Here is a 17,485-nt window from a genome sequence, read left to right as displayed (position 1 = left end):
CTCAATAGATGCTCGCTTGAAGGACCTCCTTCTCACCGCCAATGCATCTATCCCAGAGACAGGGGGACAACTCAGGGAATTTAAAGAACTCATTGATACCGTTGAAGACAGTCACTTTTTAACCAAGGAAAAAACTGCTCACCGTCCAGGAGCGGACAGACTTCATAAAATACTGGGAAAAAGGAAATTCGTGGATTACCAACCGCTACTTCAATCGCTCGGAGCTCTTTGACACAAGTTCGGTCAATACCCTTGGCGAACCCAAGAGGATACGTGAAAAAGATCTCTACATGGTGCTGCTGCATCTCAATACAGCCTGGACACAGGGAATAAGAGCTATACCCGTCCCTCTCTCCAATAAACTCAAAATAACACACCTTGATGTCAAATCGACACACGGTTCACTCATCCAAAAACAGGTGCTCAAAATACAGATTTACCTTCTGCGGGGCATGAATAAGATCATGGGCCTGACTACCTCCGAAGCTGGTTGACACAGACCATGGAAAAACAAGTATGCGCTCTATTCGAAAACATGCACAGTACTCTCGAAACAAGAAAAAAACAGAAGGACAACAAAACACACAATGAAGACATTCTCCTAATACAATATAAAAAAGAAAGCCTGTCGGATATCCGACAGGCTTTCTTTTTTATATTTAGTTCACAGCTTAAAAGCTTGGAATATCATCTACTTTTTCACTCAGCAAGAAATCACCATTCTCAATCCACTGCTTGAGTTTATCAGCCACCTCCAAGGACATGGAATAACTCGTCAGAGGGACAGTCGATGTCTTTTTACCATTGACCTCGATTTCCCCGCTGCGCAGTTCCTCGAAAGTTACACGGCCGAGTTCCCGTGGAATCCCATTGGGATAATCATAGCCGTAATCCTTGATAGGCATAGTGATATCCGCATCTGATGCGCCAGTGAACCATGCCATCTCCTCATTGAGCATAGGAATGGGAATTCCGACACCAAGAGCCAGGGAAACGCCATAGCCGAGCAGGGATTGGGCGCGAACATACCGAGCATCCATTTTCTTGAAATCCCCCTTCAGCATCAGTGTTCCGGACGGATTTTCCGGGATACCCCGCTCATTACGCTGAGGCTTCTGAACATGCTGGGTGCCTTCACCAATGACGTACCCGATACCGCCGCCGAGAAATATCCTGGTGCCCATACCGATGGTTTTGAGATAGGGGTCATTAAACAAGGGAGAAAGCTGCCCTGCCGTCGCAAAATTCGCATTGGAGCAGTTGGACTTAAGCGGTCCCATATATGTGTAAATGGTCCGGCTGGTCAGATTCACCGCGCAATTGTAATTCTGATAGCAGTTACGAGGATTGAGCATGACGGCATTGGGAAGATCGGCCAGCGTGATATCCTTGTCTATCTCTCGACGCGGATAGCAATCAGTGCCGTACCCTTCCCCACGAAGATGAACGGCCTTGCCACGAAGCAGATCTTCCATAACGTGAGCTCCACCGTACGCAAAGCGTCCCGGATGGACCTTGTTAAGGGGATCATCCTCCGAAGCCTCTGTGCACCCCAAATACGCATCCACAGCAGCAATGCCGGAGTAGCAGGGCACATTATTCAACCACATCTTCGAAACTTTCATTACCGGTGGCTGCTGTCCTATATTGAGCAGCAGTCCTGACGAACACATAGGAGAGAAGGTTCCGGTGGTGACGACATCCACTTCCTGTGCCGCCTTGACCTTGCCTTCCTTCTTTACGATGCGGACCATTTCCTCGGCATTGACCACCACGGCCTTGCCTTTTTTGATCCGATCGTTGATCTCCTTGATCGTCTTGTTCACCTGATGTTGTGCCATAGGCCCTCCAATTCGTGCTCTCGCCGTTTTTTCCGTGTTTTTGACGGAATGGGATCATGGACTAAATAGGGGCTGAAATCAACGGATTTCGTCCTTTCGAAAGAGGGCTTCAAGGGTTGGCTTTGAGTATATTTTAATGTATATGGACGAAAGAATTTCTTGATTTTTTCAGACACGAATTTTGACAAAATTATAAAAATTAATCCGGATAGTTGCAAAGCCGTCTTCAAGCAAAAGAAATCAGCGTGAAACAGTCTCTTCGCAAACACCTTCTCCAGACCAATTCCAACGATGACCTCAAGCGGTGGTTCGACCCTCTTCATATCGAATACGAAGAGGAAACCAAACGCATCATCGTGGGATTCCCCCACTCATTCTTCGCCAAATGGTTCGAGAGCGACATTCAAGACAAATTCGAAGCCCAGCTCAACATGTTTCTCGGCAGCGGCTATCTGGTCAGCTATCAGGACAAAAGCGCGGGAGAAAGATCCACGGGAGTTCAGGCTCCCGATGTCGTCAAACGCATCGATTTTCCATTTGGGCAGGAATTTATCTTTGACACTTTCCTGATCAACAAAAAAAACTATTTCCCCATAGCCTCGGCAAAAGAGGTGGCAAAGCAAACGGGTTCCCTTTTCAATCCGTTTATCATTTGCGGCCCTGGCGGTTCGGGGAAGACCCACCTTATCAAATCCGTGGGTAATGAGATCAGCAAGAAGCATGACTACTCGAATATCTTCATGGGGACCATGGATGAACTGAATTCGCTCTATGCCATTCAGTTCAGAGGAGACCCATTCCGAGCCAGAAACCACTTGTTCGAATATGATTTCATGTTCCTTGATGATTTTCAGAAAATACGGGAATACCCGCATTTTCAACAGGAATTAGTTAATATATTCAACCATTTTTATGACAATAAAAAACAAATGGTTCTTGCATGCAGGGATAAGGTTACCAGCTATGACTTTCTTGATGATTCTCTCCAGTCCCGTCTGGGATGGGGACTGATCGTCACCTTGAAAGAACCGGACCTCGAAATCAGGGTTGGGTATATTCAGCGTCAGTGCCGTATCAAGCGACTCGTTTTGAACAAGGAACAAATACTGACCTTGGCGCAACGCTTCACCGATTTCAGATACCTTCAAGGTATTCTGCTGAAATTATTTGCTTTCAAGGAGCTTGTCAAAAAAGAACTGACGCAGAAAGACTTTGAACACATCTTGTCGAACACAGAAGAAAAAGCCACTGATGACCTGACCCCGAAGAAGATTATGAGCGTGGTGAGTGAACATTTTAACATCCGCCTAGGCGATATGACCGGTTCAAAACGGCATCAGCACATCGCCCACGCCCGTCAGGTCGCAATGTTCCTTTGTCGCCAGATGCTCAAGACATCCTACCCTTCCCTTGGCCGTACTTTTGGGGGAAAAGACCATTCGACAGTCCTGTATTCGGTAAAAAAAATCAATCAATTACAGGAAGATAATTACGAATTGAAACAACTGTTGAAAACGTTGAAGACAAAATGTCGCATGACATGATCATAACGCAAAACTGGAGTTTACGGTTCCAAATGTTCTGTATCACAAACATTGAGTGTGCATATTAATACAAGTAATTCAAGCTACTTAAGTTAATAAGGAACAAAGGAACCGAGACTATAAATCTCAATCAAGGAGATATTATTTATGTTTTTGAAAGTGAACAGAGATGAAATTATCGAAGGCCTCCAGAAGTCGGCCAACATTATCCCGGCCAAAACCGGAGCAGCTTTCCTGCGTACCATCTGGCTGCAATGCGAAAATGGAAGCATCAATGTGATGTCCACGGATTCCAATCTCGAATTCATGGGATCATACCCAGCCAGTATCGATGGGGAAGGATTGGCCGGAGTTCAAGGGCGCGCTTTCTATGATCTGGTCAAGCAGTTGCGTTCTGACCAGGGAGAGTTGACGATCCGTACGGATGAAAGTTCGACCAATGTGGTGGTGGAGCAAAAAGCAAGAAAATACAAATTTCCAGTAAATGATCCGGAATGGTTCCAGAAATTCTCCACATTTCCCGAGAAGGGAACCGTCTTCTGGTCAGGTGATTTTTTGCATGAGATTATCGATAAAATCTCATTCTGCATTTCCGATGAAGACTCCATGGAGGCCATTGCCTGCATCTATCTTGTTCCTCGCGAGATCATGGGAGTCAAAAAAGTGGAAGTCTGCGGGCTCAATGGTCACCAGTTCGCCATGTTCAATTTTGTCAACGACGATATCTATTCCATGCTCCCGGAAGAAGGCGTTCTGATCCAGAAAAAATATCTGTCTGAATTGAAAAAATGGCTGACAGCCGATGAAATAGAGCTGGCAATCAGCGACAAACGCCTTTTCTTCCGCACTGGCGACCAGAGAGAAACATTTACTCTGCCCCTGTCCTATTACCAATATCCCAACTACCAGAATTTTCTGGCAAAATTGAATGATGATGATGTTTCCACCCTGGAAGTGAACCGTCATGAAATGGTGGATGCCCTTTCGCGTGTCGCCCTGTTCAACACTGATTCCAATCGCTGCGCCTACTTTAAATTCGACGGGAGCGAAGTTTTAGTCTCGGCCCAAGGTCAAGAGACGGGGACGGCTCAGGAATCCATTGACGCCACCTTCAGCGGCGATATGAAGCGTATTGCGTTCCCTACTCGGAACCTCATAGACATACTCAACCACTTCAATTCCGACACGGTGAAATTCACCCTCACCGGAACCGAAGCTCCCTGCGGCGTTTCCGGTGTTGACGATCGTGACTATAACGTGATCGTGATGCCAATGATGATTCAGGAAGAGACTTACTACACAGAGGAAAATGCTTAGATGAGCGATAATAGCTATAGCGCCGAATCAATTACGGTCCTTGAGGGGTTGGAGGCTGTTCGAAAACGGCCTGCCATGTATATTGGCTCCACAGATATCCGTGGTCTGCACCATTTGGTTTATGAGGTTATCGATAACTCTATCGATGAAGCCATGGCCGGGTTCTGCGATAAGATCAAGGTTACCCTTCACATGGACAATTCTTGCACCGTGACAGATAACGGGCGTGGAATTCCCGTGGATATTCATTCCAAAGAGGGAGTTCCCGCTGTCCAACTGGCCATGACGACTCTCCATGCAGGCGGTAAGTTCGACTCCGATACCTACAAGGTCTCCGGTGGTCTGCATGGTGTCGGTGTGTCGTGTGTCAACGCCCTGTCCGAATTCATGGAAACCACCATCAAACGAAATGATACTGTCTACCGGATGAAGTTTGAACGCGGCAAGGTCGTGGGTGAACTTGAGGAGGTGGGTACTGCCGATTCCACGGGAACCAGCCAGCGTTTTCGGCCTGATGAGGAAATATTTGAAGTCAACCAGTTTGACTACGATGTGCTCAGGAAGCGATTCAAGGAGTTGGCGTATCTTAATTCGGGCCTTGAAATTGAATTCAAGGATGAGCGAAATCCTGAAGCTGAAGCCGAAAGGTTCAAGTTTGACGGTGGAATCAAGCAATACGTCAAGGACATCAACACAAACCAGAATACGATTGGTGAAATCGTCTATGGCGAGGGTGAATCCGAAAACATGGTTGTCGAGTTCGCCTTGCAGTATACTTCGAGCTACAAGGAAAACACCTACACTTTCGCGAATAATATCAGGACAATTGAAGGCGGAACGCACCTTGCCGGTTACAAGACCGCACTGACTCGTGCCATCAATGCATATGTCCAAAACGGTGACCTGCCAAAAAAATTGATCAAGAAATTGACTGGTGATGATGTCCGTGAAGGGCTGACATCGGTTATTTCCGTCAAACTGCCCGAACCACAATTTGAAGGGCAGACCAAGACAAAGCTTGGGAACTCCGAAGCCGCAGGTCTCGTCTCTGGTGTTATTTATGAGAAACTGAATACTTTCTTTGAAGAGAATCCCAAGGAAGCACGCTTCATCATTGAAAAAGTTGTCGATGCCGCCCGAGCCAGGGAAGCAGCCCGTAAGGCTCGTGATCTGGTTCGGCGAAAAGGTGCTCTTTCCGACAACTCTTTGCCTGGTAAACTCGCGGACTGCCAATCAAAAAAACCTGAGGATTCCGAAATCTTCATTGTTGAGGGAGATTCGGCAGGTGGTTCGGCCAAACAGGGCCGAGATCCTAAACACCAGGCTATTCTCCCCTTGCGAGGTAAGATTCTCAATGTTGAGAAAACTCGCATGGACAAAATGCTCGGAAACAAGGAAATCCGCGCCATGATCACGGCGCTGGGAATTGGTATCGGGCAGGATGAAGAGGAAAAGGATTACGAAAAATTACGCTATCACAAAGTCGTTATCATGACAGATGCTGATGTTGACGGCTCGCATATCCGTACCCTGCTCCTGACCTTTTTCTTCAGGCAGTACGAAGAGCTGATCAACCGGGGTAATCTCTATATTGCCCAGCCGCCTCTGTACCGTGCCCACAGGGGCAAGTTTGAGAAATTCATCAAGGATGATATCGAACTGGATGATTTTTTGATGGAAAAAGTCAGTACCGATGTGACCATCAAAACCGAGGCTGGCAAGGTTTTTGTCGGCGAAGAGTTGATGGAGATCATGGAGAAGATTCGATTTATGCGTGGTCGCTTTAACGAAGCAGAGACCGCAGGGATCGAGATAGGTCTATATCAGGCGTTGATGAATTACCCCGAACGGATTGCTTTCAGCCATTTTGAAGACCATGATCCTGAGAAATTCAAAGAGTCATTCCTGGAGGCTGGGTACAAGGTCATCATCGATGTCGAACACGATTACGAGTTAGACAAGGATCGGACTTACATCACCTTTGAAAATTCCAATGGGCATCGTATCCGTCTCGCCATGGAGTTCTTTTATTCCAAGCTCTATAAACGTGGGTACACCACATTCAACGAGTTGAAGGAAACCTGCGGTGGATTTGATTTTGCCTTGCAGTTCAAGGACTCCGAAAGACCGGTCAAAGGGATTTTCTCACTCTATGATACCGTGATTGAGGAGGCTCAGCGTGGCTGGCAGATTCAGCGCTACAAAGGTCTGGGTGAAATGAATCCTGATCAGCTCTGGGAAACCACCATGCATCCTGAAAAAAGGACCATGCTTCAGGTTAATATTGAAGATGCTGCGGCGGCAAATGACATATTCACAGACTTGATGGGTGATAATGTCGAACCACGTCGGTTGTTTATCGAAAAGAACGCCCTTGCAGTACAAGAGTTGGATATCTAATTTCACAAAAAGAAATCGGGAAAAGATCATGCCGATTTTTTTCGATTGTCATTTGAACTGTTCTTTATTGCGTCAAAAGGCAGGGAACAGAAGATATCTTTGAAAAAGGGTCGGGTTGCTCCGATACCACCAGGAGAAACACGAGACGAAACCGGAAACGGAATTCGTGTCTGTATAAATTAGAGAAGCTCCATCATACCGCCATGTTGAATCGGCAATCTGACATATTCTGTCAGGCGGTGTGCAAACACAACGTTTAGGAGATTCTTAAGAATTCGTCATAATGGGTTCTTAAGCCGCCGGAGGCATTTGAATGATTAAAGATACGATTACCATCGAAAGTGAACTCAAGAAAAGTTACCTTGAGTATTCTCTTTCGGTCATTATTGGTCGTGCCATTCCCGATGTACGGGACGGACTGAAACCGGTCCACAGGCGTATTCTTTTCGCCATGCACGATTTAGGAAATTACCATAACCGGGCTTACAAGAAATCCGCGCGAGTGGTCGGTGATGTCATCGGTAAGTACCATCCACATGGTGATTCGGCCGTGTATGATGCATTGGTCCGTATGGCGCAGGATTTTTCCATGCGCGACATGCTGGTCGATGGACAGGGTAACTTCGGTTCGATTGACGGAGATGCCGCAGCTGCCATGCGTTATACGGAAGTTCGCATGGCGCGGTTGTGCTCGGAATTTCTCGGCGATATCGAAAAACAAACCGTTGATTTCAGGCCCAACTACGATAACACCATGCAGGAACCATCTGTCCTGCCGACCAAAGTTCCCAACCTGCTTCTCAATGGAACAACAGGTATTGCGGTTGGTATGGCCACCAATATTCCGCCGCATAACCTTGGCGAACTCATCGACGGAACCGTCCATTTGCTTGATAATCCGGGCTGTACTGTTGAATCGATGATGGAACATGTCAAAGGACCGGATTTTCCGACCGGGGGAATGGTCTATGGCGGACAGGGATTGTATGATGCCTACACCACCGGACGTGGCTCCATCAAGATTCGCGGTGTTGTTGAAGTTGAAGAAGCGAAAAAGGGCAGAAAGGAATCGATTGTCATCAAGGAGATTCCCTTTGCCCTGAATAAGTCCAGCCTGGTGGAAAAAATAGCCGCCCTTGTTCATGAAAAGAAAATTGATGGAATAGCTGATTTGCGAGATGAGTCGGATCGAAACGGTATCCGCATCGTCATGGATCTCAAACGAGGTGCTATTGCCGATATCATCATCAATTCGCTTTACAAATTCACCCCATTGGAAACGAGCTTCGGCATCAACATGATGGCCGTTGTTGGTAAGCGTCCGATGTTGTTGAATTTGAAAGAAGTTTTAAGTTACTTCCTGGATCATCGGCGTGAAGTAATTATTCGCCGTACCAAGTTTGATCTCGACAAGTGCGAGAAGCGTGTTCACATCCTTGAGGGACTTCGTATCGCGCTGGATAATATTGATGAAGTGGTCAAATTGATCCGGGCATCCGGGTCTCCTGACGAAGCTCGTGTTTCTCTTATGGAACGCTTTGAATTGTCAGAAATTCAGGCCAAGGCCATTCTGGATATGCGCTTGCAGAAGCTTACTGGGCTGGAACAAGACAAACTTCTGGAAGAATTGACTGAACTGATGAAGAAAATTGAATACTTCAAGTCTATTCTGGAAAACGAAGATGTCCTCAAGGGGGTTATTCGGGACGAGTTGGTCGAGATCAAGGAAAACTATGCCACACCGCGTAAATCCGAACTGTTGATGGCCAATCCCGATACCATTGATATAGAAGACCTCATTCCTGACGAAGAGACTGTCATCACCTTGTCCAATCGTGGATATATCAAACGGACTCCGCTTTCCAACTACACGGCGCAACGTCGGGGTGGAAAGGGAATTTCTGGAGTTCAGACTGGTGACGGCGACTTTATCCATACCTTCATGCTGACGACAAACCATCAGCATCTGGTGCTTTTTACCAATCAGGGTAAGATGTTCAAAATCAAGGTCCATCAGGTTCCGGAAGGAAGCCGCTACGCCAAAGGTGGACATGTGAATAACCTGCTCCCTCTTGATAAGGACGAGTTTATCGCCACTGCCCTTTCTTTGCGCGAATTCGATGATGACAGGTTCTTCCTGTTCGTTACGCGCAAGGGGATGATCAAGCGTTCCTCCATAGGCTTGTACGGCAACTGCCGCGCTACGGGGATCAAGGCCGTGAATCTGCGTGAGGGGGATGAGTTGATGATGGTTCGGGAGATCGAACCGGATGTTGATTGTATTCTCGCTACTCGTGAAGGGTCAGCCATTCGATTCAATATCAACGATGCGCGGCCACTTGGTCGGGCCACTGCCGGAGTCAAGGGCGTGGCCCTGCGCGGCGATGATGAAGTCGTTTCCTGCGTTGTGACCGGTGACCCTGAGCGTGATCAGTTGTTGACTGTCTCTGAAGGTGGTTTTGGTAAACGGACCGGTATTGATCAATACCGGCAGCAGTCACGAGGCGGAAAGGGAATCCTGAACATGCGTCTGACCAATAAGACCGGCAAGGTCATTGGGGCACGTATGGTGAATGAGTCCGACGATGTTATTCTTCTGACGACTGCCAACAAGATTATCCGCATGTCTGTGGGTGAAATCAGTCAGACACGTGGTCGGGCCACTCAAGGAGTCCGTCTGGTTCGTATGGACAGCAAGAATAAGGTCGCCGGATTTGACCTTGTGATGGATGACGAGGACGAACTCAAGGATAACTCGTAGTTCAGATGAAACGCATACTTATGCTCATATTGCTGGCCACGACGATGCTGTTCGTCGTGGCCTGCTCACGTAACGATTCTCCCGGGCTTCAGGATATAGACAGGGCAAGGGATTCCTATTCCAAGGGATTTTATATGGAGGCGGAAAAGGATTACGAACGGTACCTTCAGGTCGAGCCTCAGGGAAAATTCCGACGCGAAGCCTGGGAAAGATTGAGCACTATCGCCATCACGATCAAAGGCGACTATGACCGTGCAGTCGTCATTCTTGAAGCGATGTATCTCGAGCTTGGTACAGATCCTGATGAGGCGTGGCACATCATGTATCAATTGGGGGATGTCTATGCCCTGTTGGGAAATACGGACAAGGCAATAGAATCCTTTGAAAAGTGCTTAAATCATACTGATGATTCGCCGGAGAAGGCCATCAAGACTCAAATGCGTATGGCCGAAATATATCGTGCCATGGGAAATTATGACATGGTGGCCGCTACCTTGGAAAGCTGTGCGGATTCGGATGTGGACAACAATTCAAAAGCGAACTGCCTGTATGAATTGGCACAGAGTTATAGCTTTATTTCCAACTGGAACCAATCCAGACGATATTTGGAAAAACTGCTGGGGATGCAGAATGTAGACGGAGAAACTCGTGCTTTGGCTGTCTTTCTCTTAGCTGATATCTATGAAAATGAGCGGGATTTCGTCAAGACAAGGGAACTGCTGGAGTCCATTGCCACCAGTTATCCCAATCCGAAAGTTATCGAGTCGAGATTGGCGAATTTACCCTATATTCCGCCACCTGAAATCCCTCCTCATCCGCCCAAAAATTAGAGATAATCTGTCCTATGGCTTTGACTCCATGAGCATGACCAAAATGAATTGTGGAAAGCCCTGAATATTTGAATATTCAGGGCTTTTTCATTTGCCGTCAAGCTGTCATCCGGTGAAAATCTGGAATATAACTATAATATAAAATAAGGCAGTTATAAGTATAAGAGTGGGAAACAAGACCATCAGTCAGTTCTCAAAAATGATTCCCCTCCAGGAGTGAATGGTCAATCGATTGAAAGGGGGAATTGCCAATAGTTGAACCGATAGGTATGGTATTATCATCCTCAGCCCTCTTCATGTTCATGAAATTTCGGAATCTCACGAGAGGAGTGTATGTTGACATGAACGGATCGAAACACACGGCTTCATTTGTGCCTCTGTTTATTGCATCCTTCCTGTGCGCACTTTGCCTTGCTGTTTCGTGTCATGCGCAAGAGGATAAACGCATCCTTTTGCTTAATTCCTACAATATGAATCTTTCCTGGACAGCCAGTGTGACGAATGGAGTCAAGGCGGAACTTTCGGCTCTTGGCCCGTCTGTCAGATTGTATGTGGAGTTCATGGACACCAAGAATTTTCTTGAAGATCGTTACCTTGACCTGCTCAAGCAACAGTACCGGCTAAAATATGGTGATGTTCATTTTGATGCCATAATCACTTCCGATGATGATGCAGCACGTTTTGCCTTGAAATACAGGGATGAGCTGTTTAACAGTGCCCCGATCGTTTTTTGTGGTGTCAACGACATGGCGTTCCCGGCACGTGATGATTTCAAAAATAGTACCGGTGTTTTGGAACTAACTGATATTGCGGGAACATTAGACTCTGCACTGCGTTTGCAACCGAATCTAAAAAATATTTACATCATTACGGATCAGAGTACGACAAGCAGGATAAAACGGAAGGAAATACAGCATATAAGTAAGGATTATGGCGACAGGTTGGGTTTCATATGGCTTGATGACATGTCCATGGACGAAATCAGGAAGACAGTTTCCAACCTTCCGAATAATAGTGCAATCCTGCTGGTGTTGTTCACCAGTGACAGCCATGGCCATACATTCACGTTTACCGAGTCTCTGGTCAGGATATACTCAGTGGCCAACAGCCCCATCTATGGTATGTGGGATTTTTATCTGGGCAATGGAATTGTCGGTGGCATGATCACCTCCGGCCATGTTCAGGGGGAAATGGCAGTGGAATTGGCGGCAGAGATTCTGAACGGGAAAAAGGCGGATGACATCCCGGTCATACTGCAAAGATCCAACCAGTACATGTTTGATTATGCAGTCATGAAACAATTCAATATTAATCCTGATCTGGTACCGGACAACAGTCTCGTCATCAACATGCCGGAATCCATCTACATCAAATACAAATTTGAAGTCTGGACGATTCTCTGTGTTTTCGCGTTGTTGACCGGTGTCATCATCATCCTGCTGATTAATAAAGCCGCCCGTAGGAAGGCGGAACATGAATTGGAAGAGTTGACCCGGTACCAGGAATCTCTCATCGAAGAACGTACACATGAATTGGTCGCACGTTCCAGTCAGCTGGAAAAGGCTAATTACGAGTTGAAAAAGCTGGATACGCTCAAGACAGGTGTTCTGAATACGGTTTCCCATGATCTGCGGACACCTCTGACGTCAGTTCTCGGATTTTGCAAGATAATTGACCGTGATTTCAAGAAATTCTTTTTACCTGTCTGCTCCATGAACGAGAAACTCGGCGAGCGGGGTGACCGGATACGGGATAACTTGGGTATTATAGAAGACGAAGGGGGCAGGCTCATTCGATTGATCAATGATTTCCTCGATCTCTCGAAGATTGAATCCGAAGAGATGGTCTGGAACGATATATCCTTGTCTCCCGCACTGTTCCTGGAACAGATTCGTCCAATACTTCAGGGCTATTTCGTCGATTCGAACGTCTCTTTTGTGTTGCGAATCAAATCAAATCTTCCAAGGATATTCATAGACCGGGATAGACTTCTTCAAGTCCTCACGAATCTGGTTGGTAATGCCGTCAAATTCACTCAGGAAGGGACTGTTTCCGTGATCGCGGATATGACAGAAGGAAGGTGGTTGAGAATCACAGTGGAAGATAGTGGTATCGGTATTCCGCTTGAAGAATTGTCTAATGTTTTTGAAAAATTTTATCAGGTAAATCGTGATTCCGAAGCAGTGGTCATTGATAGGGGCAGTGGAATGGGACTGGCCATCTCGAAACAGATAGTCAATCACTACGGTGGCACACTGAAGGTTTTTAGTGAAAAGGGAAAAGGATCATCGTTTATATTGACAGTTCCACCAGGGAGATAAACATCAATATATGGATTTGTTGCTCTGAGTGTCCTGCTTGAAAAAAGGGCATCAAAAAACGGCACGCTCAAAGGGAGAGGAGAGGTGCCGTTTTTTGCGCTGAACCACTGGCGAAACTGGGGAGAATGCCTGTGGCCCGTTTTGTTGGAAAATTCTAAGTCAGTTGACTCATACCAATGCTGACCAGCACTGACATGCCAATCCAGAGACTGGTCTTGCATAATTCGTTGAACCAGCCACGTCTTTCCGTGGTTGAGTCCTCAGGCTGAACAAGATATACCCAACTGAAAGGTGTTTTGGCCCGGTACATGGTCATTCTCCTTTGGTTTGCCCTTATGTCGACAAGATCACCAGTCTAATACATATCAGCGGTGTCACGGTCCAATAACAATGCGTGAGGGCTGTCATAAGAAATTCCGATTGCTCCCCGAACCTGAATGGAAAGGTTTTTCCCATGGAACTCTACCAATTGAGAACACTCGTTGCCGTGGCTGAGGAAGGAAACTTCACTCGTGCCGGAAAACGTGTTCATGCCACTCAGCCCGCTATTTCAGCCCATATCAAGGCATTGGAGGAAGAACTCGGTGTACGCCTTTTTGATCGTACTCCCCGTGGTGTCGAACTCACGGTAGCCGGAAGTGAGCTTATAGTGGACGCTATTGAAGTTCTCGCTGCTGCGGAAAAACTTCAGGCCAAAGCAGTGACTTTGCACGGTGAAATAGCCGGAAAAATAAGTATAGGTCTGTGTACGGACCCAACTTATCTCAATGTCACCGCCCTGCTTGAGTATATGAGTGAGCGGTTTCCCAAGCTCAATCTCAAGCTTGTTCAGTCACCCTCCGGGGTCATTCTGACGGAGTTGCGGGCCAAGAATATTGATGCCGCTTTTGTCTTCTCCGGCAATCCCTATGGGGATATCCAGGCTATAAAACTGGCTGAACCGGAATATTTCATTGTGGGTGCGGCACAGTGGCAGGATCGCCTTGCTTCGGCCAATGCAACATCTCTGTCGGAATTTACCTGGGTCATGCCCACCAGTCATTGTCCTTTTCGGGAATTGCAACTGAAAATATTCAAGGATCACGCCATCACACCTGCACAGACCATTGGTGCGGATTCCGAAGAAGTCATCCGGCCTCTGGTGGTTCAGGGGAAAGCCCTTGCTCTTGTCCGTGATGATGAGGTGGCCAGTCTTCTGGAGTCCGGGCACTGTGCTGTGTGCACCTCACTGGGCCGCCATCCCGTGGAACTCAATTTCGTGTACCGCAAGGCTCAGGAGGAAGATCCGGCCATTGCAGCACTGATCAATGTGGTGCGTGAGCTTTGGAGTCTTTGATGGAACTGTATCAACTTAAGTCATTCAGAGCCGTGGCCGAAGCTGGAAATCTGACCAAGGCTTCGGCACGTATCCACGCCAGCCAACCGGCTGTCTCAGCGCATATCAAGGCACTGGAGGAAGAACTTGGTCTGCCTCTTTTTGTCCGTACACCACATGGTATGCAGCTGACGGAAATGGGCCAGGGTCTCAAGATCAAGGCAGACTCGATTCTTCAAGCTGCCGACGACATGCTCAACCAGGCCAAAATATATCGTCAGGAGTTGACTGGCGATCTCGTTATCGCGCTCAATACGGATACGGATTTTCTCCGCATAGCCCAACTCGTGACAACGCTTTCAGTCGCTCATCCCAAACTTCGTCTCAAACTCTTTCAGAGCATGTCCGCCGATATTCTCAGGGATGTTCGCGATCGTCGTATCGATGCGGGGTTTTCCTTTTACGACAACCCCTATCCGGAGGTTGTCGCCGTTGCCTTGAAAAAAATTCCTGCCCGGATCATCGCCCCTCTCGCATGGGCTGAACAGGTTGACGGGAAATCCATTGAGGAGCTTGCCGCCATGCCATGGGTCAAGCCCAATGACGAATGCCCTTTCATGAAGGTCATCGATGAACTGTTTGCAGGCACAGGGGTATCTCTTTCCGACAGCATTGAGGCGGATTCAGAAAGTGTCATCCGGGAACTTGTGGCGGCCGGGAAAGGCCTCTCCATTATCAAAGAGAGCGATGCTGAAGCAATGTGTCGTTCCGGGCAGGCCGTGATCTGTGAGACAGGGCCGGAGCTTTCCTTGACCCTTTTCTTTCTTACCCCGAAGTCTCGCGCTACAGATCCGCTTATCAGGGCCATGACTGAATCCGTTGTCTCGGTCTGGGCTGGTGAAGAGGGGTGAAAATCAGGACTTGGTGCGAGTTTTTCCTCTCTTTTCCCCTTGAGAAATAAAAAATATCATGAAAAGATCGGTTGGTTATCGATATTGTTTTTTTATTTGAAATAAAAGGATAAAAAAATCGGTATCGTGACGATAGAACTTGAATCCACGACGTTTTTTAACCGGGTACGTCTGTTCAAGACGCCATCAATGCATCCACCTGTCCAGCCATGATTGAAGCATAAGTATATTCCAGAGCCGGTACTGGTTGTCTCGTTGACCGCTCATATGTTCGTTGAGTTGTCGGGTAATGAGAGCGACATCGAGCATCCCCTGTCGGCGAAGTCGTGTTGGGTCAAGCAGGGAATAAGCCCATTCCTTGAGAGGACCGCGCAGCCATTTGTCAATGGGAATTCCAAAGCCCATCTTGGGACGGTCCATCAGTTCTTTCGGTACAGATCGGTCAAGGATGGTCCGAAGAATATGTTTCCCCTGTTTTTTACGGATCAGCATGGAGACCGGTAATCTCCATGCAAATTCAAGAACCCTGTGGTCGAGATAGGGCGCGCGCGATTCCAGAGAGACTCCCATGGTCGCGCGGTCAACCTTATGCAGTATGTCACCCGTCAGGTAGGTGATGGTATCGAGATACTGCATCTGGCGTGTATAATCGGCAAAGGGAGGCCAGGAATCGGGCAGGTCGATATCTGTGGAAGGTTCCGGGACTCCGAGCAGTTTCGCAGGGTCTGACCAGGTGGAGCAGAGTTGCTTGTAAAGGGCTTCTCGGCTCTCCATGGAGAGGATATCAGCGAGCTTGTGGAGTTTGTGGCCCGGCGTACTGACACGTGATGCCTTGGGGAGTAGATGTCCGAGGGCGGAAAAGAGCGTTTCGTAACTTCCCGGTGAAATCTGCTGAAGTGCACGGGCTGTCAGAGAACGAAGACCTGTCGGGAACCGACTGATTTTATTCCATATGGCCGGTGCCCAAAAATGTCGGTTATACCCGGCAAAGGCTTCGTCTCCACCATCTCCGGTGAGGCAGACCGTGACATGATTTCGTGTGATTTGGGCCACAAGATGGGTGGGGAGTTGGGAGGCGTCGGAAAAGGGTTCGTCATAGAGATCGGGGAGGGTCTCAATCAGATCGAGAACATGGTCCGGGGTGACAAATAGTTCGGTATGGTCTGTGCCGATATGAGCGGCAATCTGTCGGGCACTGGCGGATTCGTCATAGGCGGCATCGTCGAATCCTATGGTGAAACTGCGAATAGGGCGGCATGATTCCTGCTGCATGAGGGCGGTGATCAGGGATGAATCGATACCGCCGGAAAGGAGTGCGCCCAATGGCACATCCGCGAGCATCTGGTTACGAACCGACGAACGCAAAAGTCCTTCAAGCTGATCTGCGGCCTCAGTCTCAGTCCCTGAAAAAGGGGCAGCCTGTGCGTTGATCACGGTCTCGCTCAGGGTCCAGTAAGGGACCGGGGTCAGGTCATGGAGCGCGTCCGCATGAACGGTCAGCAGATGGCCGGGAGAAAGTTTTGCAACACCTGTGTAGATGGAGCGGGGTTCCGGGACATACTGGAAGCGTAGGTACAGAGAGAGGGCTTCCATATCGAGTTCTGGCGAGAATCCGGGATAGGCCCGCAGAGCCTTGAGTTCAGAGCCGAAAACAAGACTGTTTCCGGCCCGGCCATAGTAGAGGGGTTTTTCTCCCATTCTGTCCCGCGCAAGATGCAGAACATGCTGATCCTGGTCCCAGAGGGCAAAGGCGAACATCCCGACAAAACGACTCAGAGCTGTTTCCAAACCCCATACCTGTATGGCAGCAAGCATGACCTCAGTATCAGAACTGCTCCGCCAGGGCAGGAAAGGGCCGCCTGCCGATTCCAGTTCCGTTCGAATTTCCTGAAAATTATAGATTTCGCCGTTGAAAGTAATGGTCAACCGTCCATCGACACTGCGCATGGGCTGGGCACCGCAGTCAGTCAGGTCGATGATGGCGAGGCGGCGATGGGCCAAGGCAACACCGAATTGCGCGTCGGCAAATGTACCGGAGCCATCCGGGCCGCGGTGGTTCAGGGTGTTGGCCATGGTTTCAGACGTGGTCAGGAGTCCCTGCTTGTCGCCGATCATGGCTGGATTGATAAAACCGGTAATGCCGCACATCTCACGCAGATGTCTATCAGCCGGGACCGGGTTTGGGAAGTGCGGATGGTGGGGCTGAATGTGTTCCATTTATTGAAGAGGCTTTGATTCCGAGGTT

12 protein-coding genes are annotated in these 17,485 nt (G+C 48.1%); 9 read left to right on the top strand and 3 right to left on the bottom strand.

All coding sequences use genetic code 11. The annotated features are described in order from the left end of the window. Nucleotides 1-290: 290 nt before the first annotated feature. On the top strand, nucleotides 291-494 hold the full coding sequence (locus BN4_RS11050; protein WP_015415479.1) for a hypothetical protein: 204 nt from the start codon (nucleotides 291-293) through the stop codon (nucleotides 492-494). 177 nt (nucleotides 495-671) lie between these two features. On the opposite strand, the gene BN4_RS11045 is transcribed toward BN4_RS11050, so the two are convergent. After that, on the bottom strand, nucleotides 672-1,841 hold the full coding sequence (locus BN4_RS11045; protein WP_015415478.1) for a homocysteine biosynthesis protein: 1,170 nt from the start codon (nucleotides 1,839-1,841) through the stop codon (nucleotides 672-674). Between the two features lie 245 nt (nucleotides 1,842-2,086). On the opposite strand from BN4_RS11045, the gene BN4_RS11040 reads away from it, so the two are divergent. From BN4_RS11040 to BN4_RS17225, 6 genes are all read left to right on the top strand, one after another. Continuing rightward, nucleotides 2,087-3,385 (top strand): DnaA ATPase domain-containing protein, encoded by a 1,299-nt coding sequence (locus BN4_RS11040; RefSeq protein WP_015415477.1) that lies wholly within the window; start codon nucleotides 2,087-2,089, stop codon nucleotides 3,383-3,385. 147 nt (nucleotides 3,386-3,532) lie between these two features. Continuing rightward, a complete protein-coding gene (gene dnaN, locus BN4_RS11035) occupies nucleotides 3,533-4,702 on the top strand; it encodes a DNA polymerase III subunit beta (RefSeq protein ID WP_015415476.1) in 1,170 nt (389 codons plus the stop codon). Continuing rightward, nucleotides 4,703-7,102 (top strand): DNA topoisomerase (ATP-hydrolyzing) subunit B, encoded by a 2,400-nt coding sequence (gene gyrB / locus BN4_RS11030; protein ID WP_015415475.1) that lies wholly within the window; start codon nucleotides 4,703-4,705, stop codon nucleotides 7,100-7,102. Between the two features lie 313 nt (nucleotides 7,103-7,415). Next, complete coding sequence (gene gyrA, locus BN4_RS11025; RefSeq protein ID WP_015415474.1) at nucleotides 7,416-9,863, top strand: DNA gyrase subunit A; 2,448 nt, start codon at nucleotides 7,416-7,418, stop codon at nucleotides 9,861-9,863. A 5-nt stretch (nucleotides 9,864-9,868) separates the two neighbouring features. Next, nucleotides 9,869-10,693 (top strand): tetratricopeptide repeat protein, encoded by an 825-nt coding sequence (locus BN4_RS11020; RefSeq protein ID WP_015415473.1) that lies wholly within the window; start codon nucleotides 9,869-9,871, stop codon nucleotides 10,691-10,693. A gap of 341 nt (nucleotides 10,694-11,034) precedes the next feature. After that, entirely contained in the window at nucleotides 11,035-13,014 is a 1,980-nt protein-coding gene (locus tag BN4_RS17225) for a sensor histidine kinase (protein WP_015415472.1), read from the top strand. Between the two features lie 154 nt (nucleotides 13,015-13,168). On the opposite strand, the gene BN4_RS17750 is transcribed toward BN4_RS17225, so the two are convergent. Then, nucleotides 13,169-13,324, bottom strand: coding sequence for a hypothetical protein (locus tag BN4_RS17750; RefSeq protein WP_015415471.1), 156 nt, complete (start codon nucleotides 13,322-13,324; stop codon nucleotides 13,169-13,171). Between the two features lie 144 nt (nucleotides 13,325-13,468). Here BN4_RS17750 and BN4_RS11010 point away from each other — a divergent pair, with 144 nt between their 5' ends. Both BN4_RS11010 and BN4_RS11005 read left to right on the top strand, forming a co-directional pair. Continuing rightward, complete coding sequence (locus tag BN4_RS11010; protein WP_015415470.1) at nucleotides 13,469-14,350, top strand: LysR family transcriptional regulator; 882 nt, start codon at nucleotides 13,469-13,471, stop codon at nucleotides 14,348-14,350. Continuing rightward, a complete protein-coding gene (locus BN4_RS11005; RefSeq protein ID WP_015415469.1) occupies nucleotides 14,350-15,240 on the top strand; it encodes a LysR family transcriptional regulator in 891 nt (296 codons plus the stop codon). The genes BN4_RS11010 and BN4_RS11005 overlap by 1 nt, the downstream gene beginning before the upstream one ends. Nucleotides 15,241-15,426: 186 nt before the next feature. Here BN4_RS11005 and asnB read toward each other — a convergent pair whose 3' ends face one another. Continuing rightward, nucleotides 15,427-17,457, bottom strand: a complete 2,031-nt coding sequence (asnB, locus tag BN4_RS11000; RefSeq protein ID WP_015415468.1) for an asparagine synthase (glutamine-hydrolyzing) — start codon at nucleotides 17,455-17,457, stop codon at nucleotides 15,427-15,429. Nucleotides 17,458-17,485: the final 28 nt, after the last annotated feature.

The sequence above is a fragment of the Pseudodesulfovibrio piezophilus C1TLV30 genome, from assembly GCF_000341895.1.
In the GTDB taxonomy this organism is placed as follows: Bacteria; Desulfobacterota; Desulfovibrionia; order Desulfovibrionales; family Desulfovibrionaceae; genus Pseudodesulfovibrio; species Pseudodesulfovibrio piezophilus.
Note: the sequence above shows the minus strand (reverse complement) of the source record. Positions and strands in the feature narration are given on the sequence as shown.

Excerpts from the sequence above, each read along its gene's own strand:
- BN4_RS11050 (WP_015415479.1), top strand. The coding sequence starts at position 291 with ATGGTGCTGCTGCATCTCAATACAGCCTGGACACAGGGAATAAGAGCT.
- BN4_RS11045 (WP_015415478.1), bottom strand. The coding sequence starts at position 1,841 with ATGGCACAACATCAGGTGAACAAGACGATCAAGGAGATCAACGATCGG.
- dnaN (WP_015415476.1), top strand. The coding sequence starts at position 3,533 with ATGTTTTTGAAAGTGAACAGAGATGAAATTATCGAAGGCCTCCAGAAG.
- gyrB (WP_015415475.1), top strand. The coding sequence starts at position 4,703 with ATGAGCGATAATAGCTATAGCGCCGAATCAATTACGGTCCTTGAGGGG.
- gyrA (WP_015415474.1), top strand. The coding sequence starts at position 7,416 with ATGATTAAAGATACGATTACCATCGAAAGTGAACTCAAGAAAAGTTAC.
- BN4_RS11020 (WP_015415473.1), top strand. The coding sequence starts at position 9,869 with ATGAAACGCATACTTATGCTCATATTGCTGGCCACGACGATGCTGTTC.
- BN4_RS17225 (WP_015415472.1), top strand. The coding sequence starts at position 11,035 with ATGAACGGATCGAAACACACGGCTTCATTTGTGCCTCTGTTTATTGCA.
- BN4_RS17750 (WP_015415471.1), bottom strand. The coding sequence starts at position 13,324 with ATGTACCGGGCCAAAACACCTTTCAGTTGGGTATATCTTGTTCAGCCT.
- BN4_RS11010 (WP_015415470.1), top strand. The coding sequence starts at position 13,469 with ATGGAACTCTACCAATTGAGAACACTCGTTGCCGTGGCTGAGGAAGGA.
- BN4_RS11005 (WP_015415469.1), top strand. The coding sequence starts at position 14,350 with ATGGAACTGTATCAACTTAAGTCATTCAGAGCCGTGGCCGAAGCTGGA.
- asnB (WP_015415468.1), bottom strand. The coding sequence starts at position 17,457 with ATGGAACACATTCAGCCCCACCATCCGCACTTCCCAAACCCGGTCCCG.